The sequence below is a fragment of the Mycobacterium sp. 155 genome (genome assembly GCF_000373905.1).
In the GTDB taxonomy this organism is placed as follows: domain Bacteria; phylum Actinomycetota; class Actinomycetes; order Mycobacteriales; family Mycobacteriaceae; genus Mycobacterium.
The window spans coordinates 3,578,561-3,597,977 of the sequence record NZ_KB892705.1 but is presented as its reverse complement, the minus strand read 5'-3'; the positions used below and the strand labels follow the sequence as shown (position 1 = coordinate 3,597,977).

Genomic DNA, 19,417 nt, shown 5'->3' with positions numbered 1-19,417 from the left:
CGCACCGGTACCCTCACGCGCATGCCCGAAGCTCCTGCCGAGGACGGCCCCGACGACAGTCGTCCGGACACCGCCGAGGGGATTTTCACCGGTTACGGCGTCGCGTCGGCGGTGCTGGCGGTGATCGCGCTGGCCGCGGTCGCTCTTGGCACACTGATCTGGACCGGACACCGCAGCGAGGCCGCCGAGCGCGCCTACCAGACGCGCGTGCTGCAAACCGCGGCCGACTGGACCAACGTGCTGATCAACCTGAACAAGGACACCGTCGAATCCGGGGTGCAGAAGCTGCACGAAGGCACCGTGGGCCAGCTCAACAGCGACTTCGACACTGTCGTCCAGCCGTTCCGGGATCTGGTGAAGCGGCTGCAGTCCGACTCGACCGGGCAGATCGACTCGGTCTCCATCGAATCGATCTACCACCCGCCGCCCCGGTCTGATATCGCCGGCGGGCCGGCTCCGGGCTCTGACGACGCACCCCAGCCTGCACTGACCGGTCTGGTTTCGCGCATCGACCATGTCCTGGTCGTGGCCACGTCGGTGAGCCAGAACGTCGGCTCCGACAAACCACAGACCGTGCGCTGGACACTGCGGCTCGACGTTTCCGATGTCGACGGGAAACTGATGATCTCGCGGCTGCAGCCGATCCGATGAGGAACCGGTTGCGGGTCGCGGCGTTCGACGTCGCCGCGCCGGCGGGGGCGATCCTGGCGCTGGTGTTCATCGGCTTGGCGCTGGCCTGGCCACTGTGGTGGGTTTCGCTGTGCTCAATACTGTGCCTGCTGATCGTGCAGGGCGTACTCGTCAACATGATGCTGGCCCGCCGCGACGGCGTCACTCTCGGCACCGACGACGACGGGCCCGGGCTACGGCTGGCCGTCGTCGGGGTCGCGACCGTGGCGTTGGTGGCCGCGGTGCTCGTCGGCTACCTGCGCTGGACGCAGCCCGACAACATCTTCAACCGGGACCGCGACCAGGTGGTGCGGATCGCCAGCAGTGTCGCGGAGGCCACCGCGACCTTCGCGCCGCAGAGCCCGACCACGTCGATCGACCGCGCCGCGGCCATGATGACACCTGAGCGCGCCGAGGCGTTCAAGAAGGAATTCTCCGGTGTCGCCAAGGACCTGACGAGCAAGAACGTCTCGGCGACCGCCAGCACGATCTCGGCGGGCGTCGAAGCGCTCGGCCCCGCGGCGGCCAGCGTCGCGGTGGTGCTGCGCGGAACCCAGAGCGTGCCCGGCAAGCCTGCCGACGACGCCGTGCTCGCCCTGCGTGTCACGCTGACCAAGTCCGACAACCGCTGGGTGGTCGACAACGTGGTGCCGCTGCACTCGCGGTAGGGGACAGCGGCTGTTATTGCGCCGAGCGCTGGGCGGCGAGCTTGGCGAACCGATCCGACAACCGCTGCATGCGCAGCAGCAGCGAGGCGGGCGGGCTCACCTTGCCTTCCAGGTAATGGGCGAAGTCCTCGTTGGACACCCCCGTGCGGGAGGCGAATTCCTGCGGGGCGAGACCGGACCGGCGCAGTAAACCTTGGATGCCGCGAGCCACCTCGGCCCGCTCGTTGGCCTCGAGATGCTCGCGGGTGCGCACCAGAACCTCGGACAGGGCCTTCGACACTCCGTACGGCCGCGCGGTCTCCAGGACTTCCTCGACCTGACGCGCCGTGCGGCCGTAGGGGTCTCGCTTCACCGCGGCCACGATCCGCTGCCATACCGACATGTCGTCGGTCTCCAGTGCGGCGCGGATCGCGGCGGTGGGCCAATACTCGACGGGCCGGTCGTCGAACGCGGGAGTGCGCTGGGACGAGGCAGCTCGAGAAGAGCGAGACCGCCCGCGCGGGGCGACGTTCTCGCGGTGTGGTTCGCGAGTGTCCCGCACCTCCGGGGCCGACGTCACTTCGCCTCCTCCAGCATTGCCACTGCCACCGACAGGCAGCGCTGCCTGACTTTCGCCCATTCTTCCGCAGCTTCAGGTTCAGACATTCTGACATCGTGTTCGTCTGACGGCCGCGGATCGGCCAAGCGGCGTACCAATTGGGTCGCCACCCACCGATTTCTGGGTTGCTGACCACAGTAATACCGGTCCATACCCGACAACACCAGGGCAGCTGTGTGTGTCTCCATTGATTCGACCAAGTCAGCAAACTCGGAGTAGTCCTTGATGCTGTTGCGGCACATGATCAGGTAGCACTTCAACCGCAAGGTCTCTGCGCCGGTCGGAATCTGCAGGCGGTCGCCGGTCGGCAGCTGAACATTGGTGGTCTCCATCGGGCCGCGCCGCGCGACGGGGGCGCGTTTGGCGTCGGCCTCGGTCTCCAGCGCGTCGACGGCGACCGACAACCGGCCCCGCCACATCGTCACGGGATGCACGGCGCACGGTTTCGTCCGGCCCGGACGTTGCTCGGCCAACCTGGTGGTCAACTGTCGGCAGCCGCTGAACGCCAGCGGGTCGGTTACGGTAATAGTCTGTGGGGCAAGGCTTTTCATCCGAGCTGCGGAACGGACCATCATGCGTAGATCCGCGCCGGTGGGGCCGGTCGCGGCGATGTTGTCGGGGATGATGACCAGATCGGTCACTTCGATCTTCGGCAGCGGCTTCTCGAAATCCACCTCGGGCAGGATGCGGTCGAGCCAACGCGGCAGCCACCAGTTCCACTCGTCGAACATCGCCATCAGCGCGGGCACCAGCACCAGCCGGACCACCGTCGCGTCCACCGCGATGGCCACCGCGCACGCCACCCCGAGCTGTGCGACGAGCGGCATGCCGGCAAAGGCAAACCCGATGAAGACCGCGATCATGATCAACGCCGCGCTGGTGATGGTGCGCGCGCTGGTGCTCACCCCGTAGGCGACGGCGTCGCGCGTGTTGTTGGTCTGCAGGAACCGCTCGCGGATGCGGGTCAGCAGGAAGATCTCGTAATCCATCGACAGGCCGAAGGTCATGGCCAGCACCAGTGGCGGGATGGTGCTGTCCAGCGAGCTGAGTTTCTCGAAGCCCAGCCCTTCGAACCAGCCCCACTGGAAGACCACCACCAGGCTGCCGTAGGCCGCGGCCACCGACAGCACGGTCATCAGCACGCCCTTGAGGGCCAGGAACAGCGACCGGATCGACACCAGCAGCATCACGAACGCGATCAGGGCGACGAACACGAACACCCAGGGTTGCGTGGCCGAAACCCGATCGTCGAAGTCCTTGATCAGGGCGGTGGGGCCGCCGACGTCGACGCGGACGCCGGGCCCGGCCGCCGAGGGCAGCTTCTCTCGCATCCAGTCGATGGCCTTGCGGGCCGCCAAGTCCTCGGGATCCACCGAAAGCACCGCCGAGAGCAGCGCGCTGTTGCCGTTGTCGGAGAACACCGGCGGCTGGACCATGATCACGCTGGGCGCCTGGCTCATCTGCTGGCGCACGGCGTCGATCACCGCCGATTCGGCGGCCACCGTGCCGTCAGGGACGGTCACCAGCACCCGGATCGGGCCGAGCGCACCGGGGCCCAGCGCGTCGGCTGCGGCGTTGACCCCGCCACGGATCTCGTGCGTCGGTGGGAACTGGCGCTGCATGCTGTTGCCGAGCACCATCGAGAAGGCCGGCGCGGCCAGTATCAGCAGCAGTAACACGGCCGCCAGCGCCGACGCCCATGGTCGCAGCATCACCGCGCCGGTCCACCGGGTCCAGAACTTGGACTGGCTGGCCTCGACCCGGCGTGACCAGTGCAGGTATGACGAGCGTTTGGCCGCCGCATGGCCGAACGTGGCGAGCACCGCCGGCGTCAGCGTCGTCGACGTCAGCACCGCCACCGCGACCGCGAGGATCGCACCGGTGGCCATCGACATCAGCACCGGCGTCTTGATCAGGTAGATGGCCGTCATCGAGGCGATCACGGTCAGGCCTGACAGCACCACCGCCAGCCCGGACGTCGCCATCGCGGCGTCGACGGCCTCGGTGGGGTCGCGGCCGGCCCGCAGTTCCTCGCGGAATCGCATTAGGATGAACAGCGAATAGTCGATGGCCAGCGCGATGCCGAACATGGACACCGTCGACGTCACGAACACGCTCATGGTCGTGAACATCGACAGCAGATAGACCAGGCCCATGGTCACCACGACCGTGCAGATGCCCAGCACCAGCGGCAGTGCCGCGGCGGCCAGCGACCCGAACACCGCCAGCAGGACGATCAGGACGATCGGCAGATTCCACTTCTCGGCCGCGGCGATGTCGTGTTTGGTGGCCTGCGTGGCGGCGGCGCCGAGAGCACCCTGGCCGATGACGTAGAACTTGACCTTGCCGTTGCTGCTCTCGCCGGGTTGGTCGCCGTGGATGCCGACCTTCTGCCGCAGCTGCTTGGCGACGTCGACCGCGCCGGTGTTGTTGAAGTCCAGTTGCAGGGTGAGGACATAGGGCCGGTCCGGCTGCGGCGCGGGCTGCTGCGGATTGGGCATTATCTTGACGCTGGGGACCTGCTTGGCGATCTGCTCCAGCCGCACCACCGCGGCGTTCATGTCATTGAACGACGCGTCGGCGCGCGGCGCGGCGACCAGGGCCAGCGGGGAGGCGCCCTGATCGGGGAAATGAGCTTCGAGCTGGCGCTGCACGTACAGCGACTGCGAACCCTCGACTTCGAACCCGCCGCCGGTCAAATTGGACGAGTGGTTTATCGCGAGGTAGATGGAGGGCACCAGAAGCAGCAACCACGCGGCGAACACGGCCCAGCGGAATCTGCGCAGATTGCTGCTCAAGCGCATCATGAACTGCTGGATGCGACGTCCCCTCTTTCTCCCCCGGCGTTGCGTACGGAAGCGTACCTCGGACTGCGGTAGGCTCACCCGCTCGTCGGTCGGCACTGAGACCGCACCGTGATGTGGGCTGCATTACCTTCCATCCGGCTAACGCGATTGGCTGACCCGGCGACATAGACGGCAAGATGCCCCCGCTGTGCTTGCGTCGGGGGCTCCGCATGTCGCCGATCGTGAGGAGTTTGTCTTGAAGCCGATTTCTGCCGGATTGCGTCGCGGCCTTGCCGGGGCGTTTGCGATATCCGCAGCAGGTGGTGTGGCAGCGACGCTGTTCCTGGGACCGACGGCGACCGCGGGGACTGATCCGTGCGCGGCCAGCGAGGTCGCCCGCACGGTCGGCGCCGTCGCCTCCAACACCGGCAACTACCTCGACGCCCACCCGCAGACCAACCAGGCGCTGACCACCATCAGCCAGCAGCAGGCCGGCCCGCAGACAATGGGCACACTCAAGGCTTACTTCGACGCCAACCCCCAGGTGGCAAAGGACATGCAGCAACTGCAGTCACCTCTGATCAACCTCGGTACCCGGTGTCGGTTGCCGGTCAGCCTGCCGCAGTTGATGGGCCTGCTGCAGGGCGCCCAGCAGAGCGCACCCGGCGGTTTGTCTGCCGCGCAGAACGTCGGCCTACCTGGCGCTGCCCTGCCCGGGCAGGCATCGCCCGCGTCGGCGATGAGTGCCGGCACCGGTCCGCTACCCGGTCCTGCCGCCACCCGTTAGGCTCAGGAGCCGGTTGTGCATCTGACCTCTGGTGTACGGTGCCGACAATTTCATTCGGCCCAAGAGCGGAAACTCTCACGGGATTCTGCTTAGCTTGCAATGCCAGACCCACCCGGGGTTACGGCCTGCCTATCCGATAAAGGAGCTTGACCATGTTGCTCTCGGCCCTCAACGCGCGGCGCGTCGTAGCCGGCGTGGCCGGCGCCGGCGCTGTAGCCGGCGCGATGCTGTTCGGCGCGATTCCGTCGGCGATGGCCGACGAACCGCCCAACTGCACTGCGGCTGACCTCGCCGGTGTGTCGGCGGGCGTGTCCGCCTCGACGTCCGCCTACCTGTTCACCCACCCGGACGTGAACGCGTTCTTCACCGGCCTCAAGGGCCTGCCCCGGGATCAGGTGCACCCCAAGGTGCACGACTATTTGGAGCAGAACCCGCAGACCAAGGCTGAACTGATGGGGATCCGTCAGCCTCTGGTCGACCTGAAGAATCGCTGCGGCGGCACCCCGCCTCCAGCCCCGTAACCGCGTGCGGGTGGGACCAACCCCCGCGAGCGGCGAAGGACCGGTTGTGCCGGAAGGTGCGAGTTACACGGTCCTGATGGTCGACGACGACCCGGACGTTCGTACTTCGGTGGCGCGCGGCCTGCGGCACTCCGGGTTCGACGTCCGGGTCGCGGCGAGCGGCAAGGAAGCACTGCGACTGCTGTCCAGCGATTCGCACGATGCGCTGGTACTCGACGTCCAGATGCCCGAACTCGACGGTGTGGCGGTGGTAACCGCGCTGCGGGCGCTGGGCAACGACATCCCGATCTGCGTGCTGTCCGCGCGGGATACTGTCAACGACCGCATCGCCGGTCTGGAGGCCGGGGCCGACGACTACCTGACCAAACCGTTCGACCTGGGCGAGCTGGTGGCCCGGTTGAACGCGCTGCTGCGCCGGTCCGGCCACACCGACCGGCAGTCGGCCAGCATGACCGTCGGTCCGTTGACCATCGACACCGCGCGTCGGCTGGTGTTCGTCGGCGGCGAGCGGGTGGAGCTGACCAAACGGGAATTCGACCTGCTGGCGGTGCTGGCTGAGAATGCCGGTGTGGTGTTGTCCCGGCAGCGGCTGCTGGAACTGGTATGGGGCTACGACTTCGACGTCGACACCAACGTGGCCGACGTGTTCATCTCCTATCTGCGCCGCAAGCTGGAACGAGACGACCTGCCCAGGGTGATCCACACCGTGCGCGGAATCGGGTACGTGCTGCGGGACGAGTCGTGAGGGGCCGGGGGCTAGGTGCGGCTGTCTAGCCTGGTCCGGTCGACCTCGCTGCGCACAAGGGTGGCGATCGCCGCCGCCGTGGCGGCGTCTGCGGTGGTGGCCGTGTTCACCATCCTGACCTCGGTGGTGCTGGTCAACAATGACGCTGCGCAGCTCGACCGGCGGCTGGATTCGATCATCGACGCCAGCTTCAACCCCGATCAGTTCCAGGATCCGCGCCGCGGTGTGCTGACCACCGGCCGCGCCAAGACTACTGGCGAGCTGGTATTCCAGCGCGGGCCGCAGCTGCCCCCGCTGCCGCCAGGGACAGCGACCGTCGAGGTCAACGGCGCCGAATACCGGGTCCGCACCATCGTGCTGGACCAGGACGGCGGTCTGCTGATGTCGATCGGCATCCGTGCCGACAGCATCCTGCTCAGCGCCAAGCGGATACCGCTCTACATCGTGGTCGGCGTGGTGACGGTGCTGATCGCCGGCGGGTTGGGTTGGTTGCTGGCCGGCCCGGCCATCCGGCCGCTGCGCAAACTGACTGAACACACCAGCAAACTCGGACGCGACACCGCGACCATGCCCGAGGTTCGGGGAGTGCGGGAGGCCGAGGATCTGTCCGAGGCGATGACAGGCATGCTGACCCGGCTGGCCGCCGCGCAGCAAGCCACGACCAATTCGCTGCAGGCAGCCCAGGACTTCGCCGCCAACGCCGCACACGAGCTGCGCACTCCCCTCACCGCGATGCGGGCCGACCTGGACACCCTGCGGATCCACGATCTGCCCGAGGACGAGCGCGACGAGGTGGTGGCCGACCTGTCCCGCGCCCAGCGCAGGGTGGAGGCCATCATCACCGCTCTCGGCCAGCTCGCGTCCGGCCAGCTCGCCCGTCACGAGGACCGCGAGTTGATCGACGTCACCGAGATGCTCTATCGGGTGGCCCGGGAGAACATGCGTGGCGGATCGGTCAAGGTCGAGGTCCACGCGGCGGCCGATGTCGGATCGGTGCTCGGCTGGCCGGCGGGATTGCGGCTCGCAGTGGACAACCTGGTACGCAACGCCGTCACCCACGGCGAGGCCAGCCGGATCGTGCTGACCGCGCAGCGGCGTGAGCCGATGCTGACGATCATCGTCGATGACAACGGCCGTGGCCTGCCCACCGAGGAACACGAGACGGTGCTGGGCCGGTTCCGCAGGGGCAGCACCGCGGGTGCGGGCGGATCCGGTCTCGGGCTGGCGTTGGTGGTGCAACAGGCCGAGTTGCACGGTGGGTCGATCCGCTTGTCCGACAGCCCTTTGGGCGGGCTGCGAGCCACCCTGACGGTGTCGGGGGCAAGCGCTGCGACAGGAAATGTCGCCGACTTCGCCTGACCCCGTGGGATATTGCGATCAGCTGGACTGAACGCGGCTGCGGCGCAAGCCGGCCAGCGCGGCGCGCCAGCCCAGCAGGAGCACCGCGGTCACCAGGGAAGCGACCACGATGAAACTGCCCGCTACTCCGGCCGAGGTCAGCTTGCGCAACAGCATGCCGACCACCACGGTCGCTATCCAGACCGTAATTCCGGTGGGCGCCAACGATGTCGGCCGCTGCCAGCCGCGCGACACCAGCCAGCCTGTCAGCGTTCCGACCAGGAATGGCCACGCAGTCTCGGCGACCCCGGTCACCGTGATGCCTTCGGCATGGCTGCGCCGGCCGATGGTGCAGAACACCACGACGGCGATCAGGTCGGTCAGCAGGGCTGCGGAGCCGCCCCGGCGGCGACTTTCGGCTTCGGAGCCGCCTCGGCGGCGACTTTCGGCTTCGGAGCCGCACCGGCGGCGACATTCGGCTGAAGCGCTAGCCCGTCGCATACGTCATCACATCCAATACCAGTGGGCTGACCTCGGTTTGGTCGCGGGTGGCGAAGCCGGGCTGCAACGCGGCAGGCTTGCCGTCGAGCAGCGGTTGGAGCGCATCCTGCGATGCCAGCCGAGAGTCCAGCCGGAACGATTTGAACACGAATGGTAACCCGTTGGACGCCAGTGGATCAGGCCCGTCCATCACATGGAAGTGCAGATGCGGCGCGTCGGAGTTGCCCGAATTACCCAGTGCGGCGATGACTTGCCCGGTCTTGAGTTGATCACCCGGCTTGACCTTCAAGCTGTCCGGCTTGAGATGCGCATAGAAGGCGTAGTTGCCATCGCCGATGTCCTGCACGATGTGGTTGCCGCCGTACTGTTCCAGCGTCAGTCCTCTCGGCGTCACCCCCGGGATCTGTTCGGGCTGTCCGTCGAGCACCGCGACCACCTTGCCGTCGGCCACGGCGTGGACGTCGGCGCCGAAGTAGGGGTAACTGTCCACCTTCGCCTTGTCCCCGGTGAAGATTCGCCGCTGCGCGTCCAGTTGTACATAGTCGATCGCGAATCGTTGAGCGGCCCAAGGCTTTCCGTTGACCGGATTGAGAGCCATGCGGTGTGGCGTCATATCGCAGCAGCCGTTGACGGCGGCCCAGCCCTCGCCGGTCAGCGGCGGTGCGACGGATGCCGGTTTGCGGGTTTGCACTGAGACGGGCGGGATCGTCTCCGTGAGCTTCGGAGGTATCAGCGGCGGCATCGGTTTGGACACTTCGACATCAATGGTGTGGGTGAGCTCGGCCGGCACCTGCGCCGAATCGTTGGCGATCACATCGAGCCAGACATAGGCGCTCTGCCCCGGCCCGAGCACGTTGATTCCGACGGCCGGGTAGGCGACCAGCCTGGTCCAGTACTTGAGGTTCTCGCCGGACAGGGTGAGCAGTTTACGGTCGCCGGCCGACGCGGTGAGCGAGGTCAAGGTGACGTCGGCCGGCATGGTGTTGGTGAGCATGAGCTCGTAGGCCAGGTGGGTACGGCCGTCGGTCGTCGGCACGGGGACGGGGTCGGCGATCACCGACGCGATCACCGGGGTGGCGGCAGCGGGTGGTGTGGTGGCAGTGGTTGTGCCGCTCTGCGGGGACTGGGCCGACGAGCATGCGGTCAGCGCGCTGGCGAGCGCAGGGACCAGTGCAAGGGCCACGACCGAGTACCGCATGAGTGCTCCTAGCGTTCGAGTTCCGGGTCGGCGGGTGCCGGCTCGGCCGGTTTCGTGTCGCGGCGTGCGGGGGCCGGCGCAGTGGTGTCGGGGTCGATGTCGTTCTCGGTGCGGAACATGACGAAGAAAACCACCCAGCCGATCGCGGAGATGAAGATCCAGCTCACCAGCCGGTAGATCAGCATCGCGGAGATCGCCGAGGCCAGCGTCATCCCGCTGGACACCAGGCCGGGCACCAGCACGGCCTCGACGACCAGCAGGCCGCCCGGCATCAGCGGGATCGACCCCACGGCGCGGGCGGCCGCGTAGGCGACGACCACGCCGACCAGTGATGGGCGCCCGCCCGCCGCGTAGGCGGCGAACGCCAGGCACGCCACGTCGGCTACCCAGTTGAACAGCGACCAGCTGAAGGCGACGCTCAGGTCGCGTCGGCCCAGGCTGACCGACTCCAGCTGGCACAGGATCTCGCGCCATTTCCCGATGCCGGTCTCGTCGGGTTTGCCGCGCAGGGAGTTCACCCAGGTCAGGACCCTGACCCCGATTCCTTCGATCAGTTCGGGCCGGGACGCCACCGCTTGGGCCAGCAGAATGATGGCCAGGAAACCGCCGAGCGAAAAGATCAGTGACAGTGGGTTCTTGCTTGCGCCGAGCATGAATGCGCCGCCGAGGCCGAGCAGAGCCAGGCCGACCACCTGCAGGACGCCCGACATCACCAGCTGCCAGGACGCGACCAGCGGCGAGGCGCCCCAGATGCGCTGCTGACGGTAGACGAAGGTGGCCGAGAGCACCGGTCCGCCCGGCATCGTGGTGGACAGTGCATTGCCGGCGTAGAACGTCGCCTCCGAGCGCCACTGCTGTACCGGAACCCCGGCTGAGCGCAGCAGCGTGCGCTGAATCTGGGCGAAGCTGTGCATCGACGCCATCGCGGCCAGCACCGCGGCGAGCACCCACCATGCGTTCGCCGTCAGCAGGCTCTTCCACGCTTTGGCGAGCTGATCCCACACCAGCGTCAATTCGACGGCCAGCACGGTGACCGCGACGGCCAGGACCAGCCACCGCAGCCACCGGTACTTGCCCGGCGTGGATCGCGCCCGGCTCCGGACACTGCGCGCCGGCGCGTCGTATGACACGCACTACAGGGTAACCGCGCAGGTCGCGCCGTCATAAGCACTGGTCCTGGCGTGGCGCAGCTACGCTACCGGCATGCCATCGGATTCGGTTGCTGACGATGCCGTGACACCATTGGTCCGTAAGGCCGCGGCCTGGTGTTGGCGATTGCTGATCATCCTCGCTGCCGTCGTCGCGGTGCTGTGGCTGGTCAAACGACTCGAAGTGCTCGTCGTCCCGGTGGCCCTGGCCGCCATGGTGACCGCGTTGCTGCTGCCCGCCGTGGACTTCATGGACGCCCGCGGTGTGCCGCGGGGTATCGCGGTGGCCCTGGTATTGCTGACGGGCATCGCCGTGGTCGGCGGCATTCTCACCTTCGTCGTCAGCCAGTTTGTCGAGGGCGCACCCGCCCTGGTCGAGCAAATGACCCGCAGCATCGACGGATTGCGGCGGTGGCTGACCGACGGGCCGCCGCACCTGAGCAAGGAACAGATCGATCAGGCCGGCAACACCGCGATCAACGCCCTGCGCGACAACCAGGAGAAGCTCACCTCCGGTGCGCTTTCTACCGCAGGCACGCTGACCGAGCTGCTCACCGGGGCGTTGCTGATGTTGTTCACGCTGATCTTTCTGCTGCAGGGCGGGCGCAACATCTTTGGGTTCATGACCAAGGTGTTTCCCGTCAATGTGCGTGAGCGGGTGCGCGACGCCGGTCGCGCGGGCTTTCACTCACTGATGGGTTATGTCCGTGCGACGTTCCTGGTTGCCCTGGTCGACGCCGTGGGCATCGGTACGGGTCTGGCGATCATGGGGATACCGCTGGCCTTGCCGCTGGCCTCACTGGTGTTCATGGGCGCCTTCATCCCGCTGGTCGGTGCTGTCATCGCGGGATTCCTCGCGGTGGTGGTGGCGCTGCTGGCGAAGGGCTTCATCTATGCCCTGATCACCCTCGGGCTGATCATCGCGGTTCAGCAGCTCGAAGGCCACGTGTTGCAGCCGCTCGTGATGGGCCGCGCGGTGTCGATCCATCCGTTGGCGGTGGTGTTGGCCATTGCCGGTGGTGGGGTGCTCGCCGGGATCGTCGGCGCGCTGCTGGCCGTGCCCGCCGTCGCGGTGCTCAACAGCGCGATCCGGGTGTTGATGGCACCCGATCCGGCGGCCGAGGAGGCCCGCCAGGAGGCCGAGGACGGCGTGATGATCGAGGCCACGCCCGACACGCCTCCAGCCGAAGTCTGAAGATCCTAAAGCCGGCCCTCGCGCCGTAGCAGGTCCTGCGCGCTCATCCCGCCGCCGCGCCGCTTCGGCTCGTCGTCCCCGGTGTTGAGTTTCTCGGTGGACGGTTCCTGATCATGCTGACGCAGCGCCGGCATCGCTGTCGTGGCATCCGAGCTGCCGTTGTCGGCGGTGGGCCTTTGCGCACTGAACGCCGTCGTCGGCGCCGCGTCGTCGTTACGTGACTGCGGCATCGCACGGGTGGAGTCCGCGGACGGCCGCATCGGCGGGGGAGGAGGGGCCGTCTTGGCCGACGGCCCACCGCGCAGCGTGCCCAGCCAGGATTCGATCTCCCGCTCCTCGCGCTGTGGCGCAGCAGCCGGCGTGTGCTCCGGCGGCGGCGGGGTGTGTTGGGTCGGGGCGTTGCCATGACCCGTCGCGGTGTTGACCGCATTGGTCACCGCATTGCGCACGGCGTTACGGGCCATCGCCAGCCGGGTCGTCGCCGGCTCTTCGGCCTGCTGCTGCACGACCGGGGCGCCAGGGGGATAAGCCGATGGCAGTTGCTGCGTCGGCTCTGAAGGAGCCATTCGTGTGGTGCCCGCCGCCGATGGGGCGTTGGTGCGGGGCGGTATCGGCCGCGGATCGGCGCTCGGATGGGTCGGATCGTGCGGATGGGTGGAGGTCGCCGGCGGGGCACCTGCACCCACGAGGGCGCGTTCGTCGTCCGCGGGCTCGCGCACGGTGGGACGCTTGCGCTCGTCGGGCAGTTCGGTCTCGCCGAGGCCGATGCGCTGCTGAAGCCGCTTCATCCAGAGCGGCGCCCACCAGCAATCGTCGCCTAGCAACTTCATGATGGCCGGCACCAGGAACATCCGGACCACGGTGGCGTCCAACAGCAGCGCGATGAGCAGGCCGAAAGCCAGGTACTTCATCATCACCAGGTCGGAGAACGCGAATGCGCCGGCCACGACGGCAAGCACCAGTGCCGCACCGGTGATCAACCGGCCAGTCGTGGCGGTACCGATCCGGATCGCCTCGGCGGTCGACATGCCGCGCTCGCGTGCCTCCACCATGCGTGACACCAGGAATACTTCGTAGTCGGTCGACAGGCCCCAGATCACCGCGATGATCAGGCCGATCATTGGTGCCATCAGTGGTTGCGGCGTGTAGTTCAGCAGGCCCGACCCATGGCCCTCGATGAACATCCAGGTCAGAATGCCCATGGTCGAACCGAGAGTGAGCGCGCTCATCAACGCGGCCTTGATCGGCAGCACCACCGACCCGAACGCCAGGAACATCAACACCGTGGTCGTGCTGACCAGGATGACCACCATGAGTGGCAGCCTGGAGAACAAGCTGTGGATCGAATCCTGTTCGAGGGCCGGTGTGCCACCCACGTAGACCGTGATGCCGCGTGGGGGCTGCAGGGCGCGCAGCTCACCGACCTTCGTGGCAGCATCACCGCGATTGACCAGGCCGTTCTGGATCACCCGGACCGAGGGGTCTTTTGACCCGCTGTCATTGGCCGGGCGTTCCTTCCACATCGCCTCCGGATCGTTGCCCGGGTCGGTGAAGCCGGACACGGTCAGCGCCTTGGCCCGCATATCGGCGATCTGGTTGTCGGTGATCGGCTGGCCGTCGTCACGCTTCATCACGATGGTGAGCGGCTCGGTGCGGAAGCCGGGGAAGAGCTTGTCGAACTCTTCCTGCGACTGACGTACCGAGTTGTCAGGCGGCAGGTACTTCTCACTGATGCCGGCGAGTGCGAGGTGACCGATCGGCAGGACGAGCAGCGTCATCAGGATCAGGATCGGCGCGGCGAATGCGATGGGTCGCTTCATCACCACGTTGACCAGCCGGCCCCAGAAGCCCTTTTCGACCTCTTCACGGGTCTTGGTCTTCTGCGTCTTCTCGGCGAACCAGTCGATGATCCGGCGCGAGAACGGCCAGTTCGCCAGGAACGGCACCCGTAGCAAGGTGCGCACGCCGAGCGCGTCGACGTTGGGCCCGAGGATGCCCAGGGCCGCGGGAAGGACCGTGATCGACAGGAACGCCGCGAGCATGACCGAAGCGATGATCGCGTAGGTGATCGATTTGAGGAAGCCGAGCGGGATGAGTAGCAGCGGCAGCGACGAGGCCACGATGATCACGGCGGAAAACGCCACCGTGCGACCCGAGGTCATCACCGAGCGTCGTACCGCTGCCTCGGTGTCGTAGCCCTCGGCGAGTTCTTCTCGGAACCGGCTCACGATGAACAGGCCGTAGTCGATCGCGATACCGAAGCCCATCATCGTCACGACTGGTTGGGCAAAGAAGTGCACGGGGCCGAATTCTGCGGTGAACCGCAGAATGCCCAACGCGCCTGCGATGGTCAGGCCACCGATGATCGCCGGGAGGGCTGCTGCGACGGCACCGCCGAACACGAAGAACAGCACCACGGCCACGAGCGGCACGATGGCCAACTCTGCGCGTTTCTGGTCTGTGCCGATGGTTCCCGTCAGCTCACTGGCCAGTGGGTTGAGGCCGGCCAGTTTGATGTCGCCGCCATTGACCTTCTGCAGGTCGGGTGCGATGACCTGGTAGTTCTTCAGGATTGCGTCGTCGTCATCGCCTTTGAGCGGAACGCTGATGAAGGTGTGGCGCAGATCCTCCGTCTTCATCTGGCTGACGGTCGGGTCGGTGGTGTCGGGGGCCTTCAGCCAGCCCACCCAGCCGACGATCTGGTCCGGGTGATCCTTGGCCACCTTGTCGAGTTCGCCGCTGACCTTATGCTGCCAGTCCTTGTCGGTGACTTTCTTGTCATCGGGAGGCGTGAGGATGGCCACGACGTGGCTGGTCCGGTCACGGCCGTACACCTCGTCGCCGATCAACGATGCCGCCACGGACTGGCTGCCCTCGTCGTAGAAGCCGCTTTGCGTGACGTGCTTTCCCAGGTCGGCCCCATAGATGCCGCCACCGAGACAAAGCGCCACCATGACACCGATGACGATGTACCTGAACCGGTACACCGTTCGACCCCACCAGGCGAACACTTACGCTCCTAACTAGATCCGTGGAGACCCGCGCATCGAATTTCTCGGCAACTTCCCAGGCCTTTTGCAGTTGTTACACACGTTGCAGTTGTTACACACGCGAGGTAAGTAGCGATGACAGCGGCCGGAACGGCTGCAGCCATGCTCCCTGCTCGGGCAGCGAGTCCAGGCCGATCCGTGGCAGCGGCTCCCGGAAAACACCAGGAATGTCCTCTAGATCGACGAACTCCAAGGTATCCGACGCTAGCGCCCAGCTTGCATGTTCGCGAAATCCGAGCACCTGCACCGGGGTGCCCTCGCGAGCAATATCCTCCAGCGGTTGTCTGAAAGCCTGCCCGTCGGCGGATGCGACCAACACCGCTGCCAGCCCCTCGCGGCGGCGCAGCGCAATGTGGTCGAGCATATCGACGTCGACGTCGCTGTCGTCGTCGACTTTCGGTTTTGCGAAGACGGCGAACCCGACGTTACGCAACGCCTCCACCCACGGGCGAACGACGTCGGCGCTACCTGGGGCGATGTTGGTGAAGACGGTGGCTTCGGGCTCCAGCGATATGCCCGGCCCGGTGGCGGAGAGCTCTGCGGTGTAGCTCAGCAGCCACCGGCCCAGCGCGTCGAAGCGGGGCCGGTGTGCGGCGGTGGGGCGACCGCCCAGGATGGAGCCGAGCCCCATGTCGAGATTCGGCGCGTCCCATACCAGCAGAACCCGCCGGGCGGCTGTGGTGGATTCGTTCTGTGACGCGTCATGCTCGTTGTGCTCTTGCACACCGTCTTGCTCGCTGTGCTCTTGCACGCTGTCCTGAAGCTCAGGAATCACACTCATGGCCGTTTCTTCCAGATCAATTCTGTGATGTCGGGACCGGCGAGAGCCTTTTGTTCGTATTTGGTGGCGGGTCGCTGCACCGAGATGGGCAGTGCCTCGACACCTTCCTCGACCCGGCGCAGCAGAGGCTCGGCCTCACCGACCTCGGCTATGTACTGGGCGTAACCGGCGTGGTCGGTGGCGGCGTGCAGCACACCCCCGGGGCGCAGCCGGTCGGCGATCAGGGCAACCGTCGCCGGCTGCAACAGCCGCCGTTTGTGATGGCGGGACTTGGGCCACGGGTCGGGGAAGAAGACGCGGACCCCGGTGAGCGTCTCGTGGGCGAACATGTGCTCGAGCACGTCGACGCCATCCCCACGGACCAGCCGGATGTTGTTGATACCGGCCCGGTCGATGCCGCTGAGCAGCTGCGCCAGGCCTTTGCGGTAGACCTCGACGGCGATCACGTCGATATCGGGTTCGGCCAGCGCCATCGCGAGCGTCGAGGTTCCGGTGCCCGAGCCGATTTCCAGGACCAGTGGGGCGGTCCGGCCGAACCAGGCGGCGGTGTCCAGGTTCACGACGGGTTTGTCGTCGTCGCTGCGGGCCTGGATGCCGAGGTCGGGCCAACGCCGATCCCAGGTCGCCTGTTGGCCACCGGACAGGGTCGAACGCCGGGTGCGGAAGCTGGTCACCCGGGGCAGGCGGTGTGGCCCGTCGATGGTTCCGGCCTCATGCGGTTCCGGAGTCGGCCCGCCGGCGACATCCAGCCAGGGCACGTGCATTTGTCCATGGTGTCTCATCGGCGCCGAAGTCCCCGCATCGTGGTAGAGATTGATACCCAACAGTTGCCTTGACCCGGCAGGGCCAAATGGCCGTTCGTGAGCCTGCCTGGGACGTGCCACGATTTCCAGTGGGACCGAATCGTGGCTGGATGTTGCAGGGAAGGCCGTCACATTTTCGCAGATGAGCTCGCGTGCTTTGCCGGACGTGTCGGTGGCTCACGGTTGGCACAGATCAGTGCCCGAGCATCGGCTCCGGTGGGTATTGCCGTGCGGGGCCGGCCAGGCGTCGGCGCCGGTACGGTGGCGGACGCGCTGGGCCGAGCCGGTGTGGTGGTGTCCGACGCGGGCGACGTCGTCGTCCTGGTGATCGCCGAGGTGTGCAAGCCCGAAGATCGGGCGGCGCTCGCCGAGCTCCGCCGTGCCGAGGTCCCGGCGCTGATCGTGTTCAACAAGGCCGACCTGGCCGGTTCGGGTCCGGGCGGCCCGATGGCCACCGCGCGTCGCCGGGTGGACGAAGTGCACGCACTCACCGGATTGCCCGTGGTTCCGATGGTGGCGTTGTTGGCCGCCGTGACACTTTCTGCCGATCTTGTCGCGGCGATGCGGATCCTGGCGGTTCAGCCGGCGGATCTGACATCGGCCGACGCGTTCGTCTCCGCAGCGCACCCGGTGTCGCAGACGCTTCGGGCGCGGTTGCTGGCCACTCTCGACCGGTTTGGTGTCGCTCACGTGAGCCTGGCCTTGACCCGTGGAGCGGATGTCGACGAGTTGCCGGGCTTGCTCCGCCGGCTCAGCGGTGTCGACGCTGTCCTCGCGGCCCTGCACGGGCTGGCCGCGCCGGTGCGTTACCAGCGCATGCGTCGCGCGCTGGCCGAGCTGCGGACGTTGGGTGGGGATGAGAGCGACGAGGTCGGACGTTTTCTGGGGGCTGACGACACCGTGATCTCGGTGATGGCCGCGGCGGTCGACGTGATGCAGGCGCACGGTCTGGCCGTTGACACGGGTGCCGAGCCCCAAGCGCATCTGCGGCGGGCCAGATACTGGCGGAACTACGGTCGGGGTCCGGTCAACGCACTGCACCGCAGCTGTAGCGCGGATATCGTCCGTGGCTCGCTGCGGCTGTTGGGCACCCGATGACCGAAGCCGACCCCGATCAGGATCCGGTCGCTACGGCCGACGCCGTCGTCGCGAAGATCGATCCCGGGCTGACGTCGCCGGGTGTGGAGGCCCGCAACGTCGTCCTCGTCACCGGGCCGTGGCTGGCCGGTACGACCAGTGTGCTGGCGGCACTGCGGGACCGGATGCCGCAGCAGGCTTTCGCGGAATCCGCCGAACTGGCGGCCGGCGAGGCCCCGGCAGCTGTTGTCTTCGTGGTCTCGGCTGCTGCGCCACTGACCGAATCCGATTGCGCCCTGGTCGATTCGGCGTCCGCCCACACCGATCTGGTGATCGGGGTGGTGTCGAAGATCGACGCGCACCGCGGTTGGCGCGAAACCCGGGACGGCGATGCGGCGATCCTGGCCGAGCGGGCCGCCCGGTACGCGCACATGCCGTGGGTCGGTGTGGCTGCGGCGCCGGATCTGGGTGAGCCTCGGCTCGACGAGCTGGTCGACCTGCTGACAGTGCGGCTGGCCGATCCCGAAGTGCACCGCCGCAACCGGTTGCAGGCCTGGGAAGCGCGGTTGGGCGCGGTAATCGACCGGTATGAGGCCGACGGCGCGGGCGCGGACCGCAAGGCCCGGGTGGAGCTGCTGCGCGAGCGTCGGGACGAGATCACCCGTACGCGCAGGCTGGCAAGGACCGAACGCAGTATCGCGCTGCGCAGCCAACTTCAGCAGGCCCGCGTGCAGCTGGGCTACTTCGCCCGCAATCGGTGCAGTTCGGTGCGCACCGAACTGCAGGAGGACATCGCCGAACTCGGGCGGCGACGCATGGACACGTTCGAGGCGTACGTACAGCGGCGGGCAGACGACGTGGTCGAGGAGGTCGACGAAGGCGTCACCGACCACCTCGGCGACGTGGCGGCCGAATTCGGGCTGGCGGCCCCCTCGGCTCCGGCGCTGCGACCGGAGCCGTCCGTCGAGGTGCCGTCGCTGCGGTCACGAGCGCTGGAGACCCGGCTGATGACGGTGCTCGGCGTGGGTTTCGGCCTGGGTGTGGCGTTCGCGGTGAGCCGGATGCTGGCAGGGGCGGCGCCGCACTTGGCCGTCGCCGGCCTCGCGGTCGGGGCCGTGACGGGTTTGCTGCTGACCATCTGGGTGGTCAGCGTCCGCGGGCTGCTGCGGGATCGCGCGGTGCTCGACCGCTGGGTCGTCGACACCATCGCGTCGTTGCGGTCGATGGTCGAGGAGCTCGTCGCGACCCGAGTGCTCGCCGCGGAGACGGCCTTGACCACCGGACTGGCCGCGATCGAGGACACGGAGACCGACGCCGCGGCAAAACAGGTCGCCGCCATCGACGCGGAACTGCGCGAACATGCCATCGCGACGGCCCGGGCGGCCGCTCAGCGAGACCTCCGGATACCTGCGCTGCAGTGCGCCCTCGACGCTGTTCGGGCAGATCTTCATGGCGGGTCGGCGTCTGCCGAGCAGTAACCGGCAACTGAATCGTTCCTGTGACTGATCGGACATCGCACTGGCCACAACAGGTCTCTTACCCGCGTTAACCT

Annotated in this window: 17 protein-coding genes; 9 read left to right on the top strand and 8 right to left on the bottom strand. The window is 67.3% G+C overall.

Annotated features, from left to right (window positions below; genetic code table 11):
• The first annotated feature begins 21 nt into the window (after positions 1–21).
• Positions 22–651, top strand: a complete 630-nt coding sequence (locus B133_RS0117095) for a hypothetical protein (RefSeq protein ID WP_018602758.1) — start codon at positions 22–24, stop codon at positions 649–651.
• Positions 648–1,337 carry a hypothetical protein gene (locus B133_RS0117090; protein ID WP_018602757.1) on the top strand — a complete coding sequence of 230 codons (690 nt, stop codon included), beginning with the start codon at positions 648–650 and terminating at the stop codon, positions 1,335–1,337. Before B133_RS0117095 ends, B133_RS0117090 begins: the two co-directional genes overlap by 4 nt.
• 13 nt (positions 1,338–1,350) lie before the next feature.
• Here the strand turns inward: B133_RS0117090 and B133_RS0117085 are convergent, their stop codons facing one another.
• The gene (locus B133_RS0117085) at positions 1,351–1,896 is read right to left on the bottom strand and encodes a hypothetical protein (RefSeq protein ID WP_018602756.1); all 546 of its coding nucleotides are present in this window, start codon (positions 1,894–1,896) and stop codon (positions 1,351–1,353) included.
• Positions 1,893–4,742, bottom strand: a complete 2,850-nt coding sequence (locus B133_RS0117080) for an MMPL family transporter (protein ID WP_018602755.1) — start codon at positions 4,740–4,742, stop codon at positions 1,893–1,895. The genes B133_RS0117085 and B133_RS0117080 overlap by 4 nt, the downstream gene beginning before the upstream one ends.
• A gap of 235 nt (positions 4,743–4,977) precedes the next feature.
• Here B133_RS0117080 and B133_RS0117075 point away from each other — a divergent pair, with 235 nt between their 5' ends.
• The 4 genes from B133_RS0117075 to B133_RS0117060 all read left to right on the top strand — a co-directional run bounded on the left by B133_RS0117075 (position 4,978) and on the right by B133_RS0117060 (position 8,133).
• Positions 4,978–5,508 carry a hemophore gene (locus tag B133_RS0117075; protein ID WP_026256538.1) on the top strand — a complete coding sequence of 177 codons (531 nt, stop codon included), beginning with the start codon at positions 4,978–4,980 and terminating at the stop codon, positions 5,506–5,508.
• 152 nt (positions 5,509–5,660) lie between these two features.
• Positions 5,661–6,029 carry a heme-binding protein gene (locus tag B133_RS0117070; protein ID WP_018602753.1) on the top strand — a complete coding sequence of 123 codons (369 nt, stop codon included), beginning with the start codon at positions 5,661–5,663 and terminating at the stop codon, positions 6,027–6,029.
• 46 nt (positions 6,030–6,075) lie between these two features.
• Entirely contained in the window at positions 6,076–6,774 is a 699-nt protein-coding gene (locus B133_RS0117065) for a response regulator transcription factor (protein ID WP_018602752.1), read from the top strand.
• 60 nt (positions 6,775–6,834) lie between these two features.
• Entirely contained in the window at positions 6,835–8,133 is a 1,299-nt protein-coding gene (locus tag B133_RS0117060; RefSeq protein ID WP_018602747.1) for a HAMP domain-containing sensor histidine kinase, read from the top strand.
• An 18-nt stretch (positions 8,134–8,151) separates the two neighbouring features.
• Here the strand turns inward: B133_RS0117060 and B133_RS0117055 are convergent, their stop codons facing one another.
• The 3 genes from B133_RS0117055 to B133_RS0117045 are packed head-to-tail and all read right to left on the bottom strand — an operon-like array spanning position 8,152 to position 10,941.
• Positions 8,152–8,613, bottom strand: a complete 462-nt coding sequence (locus B133_RS0117055) for a DUF3054 domain-containing protein (RefSeq protein ID WP_018602745.1) — start codon at positions 8,611–8,613, stop codon at positions 8,152–8,154.
• Positions 8,600–9,811 carry a M23 family metallopeptidase gene (locus B133_RS0117050; protein ID WP_018602743.1) on the bottom strand — a complete coding sequence of 404 codons (1,212 nt, stop codon included), beginning with the start codon at positions 9,809–9,811 and terminating at the stop codon, positions 8,600–8,602. Before B133_RS0117050 ends, B133_RS0117055 begins: the two co-directional genes overlap by 14 nt.
• Before the next feature lie 8 nt (positions 9,812–9,819).
• The gene (locus B133_RS0117045; RefSeq protein ID WP_018602741.1) at positions 9,820–10,941 is read right to left on the bottom strand and encodes a YbhN family protein; all 1,122 of its coding nucleotides are present in this window, start codon (positions 10,939–10,941) and stop codon (positions 9,820–9,822) included.
• 73 nt (positions 10,942–11,014) lie between these two features.
• Between B133_RS0117045 and B133_RS0117040 the strand changes: the two genes are divergently transcribed.
• Complete coding sequence (locus B133_RS0117040) at positions 11,015–12,154, top strand: AI-2E family transporter (RefSeq protein WP_018602739.1); 1,140 nt, start codon at positions 11,015–11,017, stop codon at positions 12,152–12,154.
• A gap of 5 nt (positions 12,155–12,159) precedes the next feature.
• On the opposite strand, the gene B133_RS0117035 is transcribed toward B133_RS0117040, so the two are convergent.
• The 3 genes from B133_RS0117035 to trmB all read right to left on the bottom strand — a co-directional run bounded on the left by B133_RS0117035 (position 12,160) and on the right by trmB (position 16,767).
• The gene (locus B133_RS0117035; protein ID WP_018602738.1) at positions 12,160–15,165 is read right to left on the bottom strand and encodes an MMPL family transporter; all 3,006 of its coding nucleotides are present in this window, start codon (positions 15,163–15,165) and stop codon (positions 12,160–12,162) included.
• Between the two features lie 91 nt (positions 15,166–15,256).
• Positions 15,257–15,985, bottom strand: a complete 729-nt coding sequence (locus B133_RS0117030; RefSeq protein WP_018602737.1) for an NYN domain-containing protein — start codon at positions 15,983–15,985, stop codon at positions 15,257–15,259.
• Positions 15,982–16,767, bottom strand: coding sequence for a tRNA (guanosine(46)-N7)-methyltransferase TrmB (trmB, locus tag B133_RS0117025; protein ID WP_026256535.1), 786 nt, complete (start codon positions 16,765–16,767; stop codon positions 15,982–15,984). Before trmB ends, B133_RS0117030 begins: the two co-directional genes overlap by 4 nt.
• 204 nt (positions 16,768–16,971) lie before the next feature.
• Here trmB and B133_RS0117020 point away from each other — a divergent pair, with 204 nt between their 5' ends.
• Both B133_RS0117020 and B133_RS0117015 read left to right on the top strand, forming a co-directional pair.
• Positions 16,972–17,886 carry a hypothetical protein gene (locus B133_RS0117020; RefSeq protein WP_026256534.1) on the top strand — a complete coding sequence of 305 codons (915 nt, stop codon included), beginning with the start codon at positions 16,972–16,974 and terminating at the stop codon, positions 17,884–17,886.
• Positions 17,883–19,343, top strand: a complete 1,461-nt coding sequence (locus tag B133_RS0117015) for a hypothetical protein (RefSeq protein ID WP_018602734.1) — start codon at positions 17,883–17,885, stop codon at positions 19,341–19,343. Before B133_RS0117020 ends, B133_RS0117015 begins: the two co-directional genes overlap by 4 nt.
• Positions 19,344–19,417: the final 74 nt, after the last annotated feature.

What these genes read in the sequence shown, in the direction of transcription:
- B133_RS0117070 (WP_018602753.1), top strand. Translation starts at nt 5,661, where the DNA reads ATGTTGCTCTCGGCCCTCAACGCGCGGCGCGTCGTAGCCGGCGTGGCC.
- trmB (WP_026256535.1), bottom strand. Translation starts at nt 16,767, where the DNA reads ATGAGACACCATGGACAAATGCACGTGCCCTGGCTGGATGTCGCCGGC.
- B133_RS0117015 (WP_018602734.1), top strand. Translation starts at nt 17,883, where the DNA reads ATGACCGAAGCCGACCCCGATCAGGATCCGGTCGCTACGGCCGACGCC.
- B133_RS0117095 (WP_018602758.1), top strand. Translation starts at nt 22, where the DNA reads ATGCCCGAAGCTCCTGCCGAGGACGGCCCCGACGACAGTCGTCCGGAC.
- B133_RS0117040 (WP_018602739.1), top strand. Translation starts at nt 11,015, where the DNA reads ATGCCATCGGATTCGGTTGCTGACGATGCCGTGACACCATTGGTCCGT.
- B133_RS0117050 (WP_018602743.1), bottom strand. Translation starts at nt 9,811, where the DNA reads ATGCGGTACTCGGTCGTGGCCCTTGCACTGGTCCCTGCGCTCGCCAGC.
- B133_RS0117055 (WP_018602745.1), bottom strand. Translation starts at nt 8,613, where the DNA reads ATGCGACGGGCTAGCGCTTCAGCCGAATGTCGCCGCCGGTGCGGCTCC.
- B133_RS0117030 (WP_018602737.1), bottom strand. Translation starts at nt 15,985, where the DNA reads ATGAGTGTGATTCCTGAGCTTCAGGACAGCGTGCAAGAGCACAGCGAG.
- B133_RS0117090 (WP_018602757.1), top strand. Translation starts at nt 648, where the DNA reads ATGAGGAACCGGTTGCGGGTCGCGGCGTTCGACGTCGCCGCGCCGGCG.
- B133_RS0117080 (WP_018602755.1), bottom strand. Translation starts at nt 4,742, where the DNA reads ATGATGCGCTTGAGCAGCAATCTGCGCAGATTCCGCTGGGCCGTGTTC.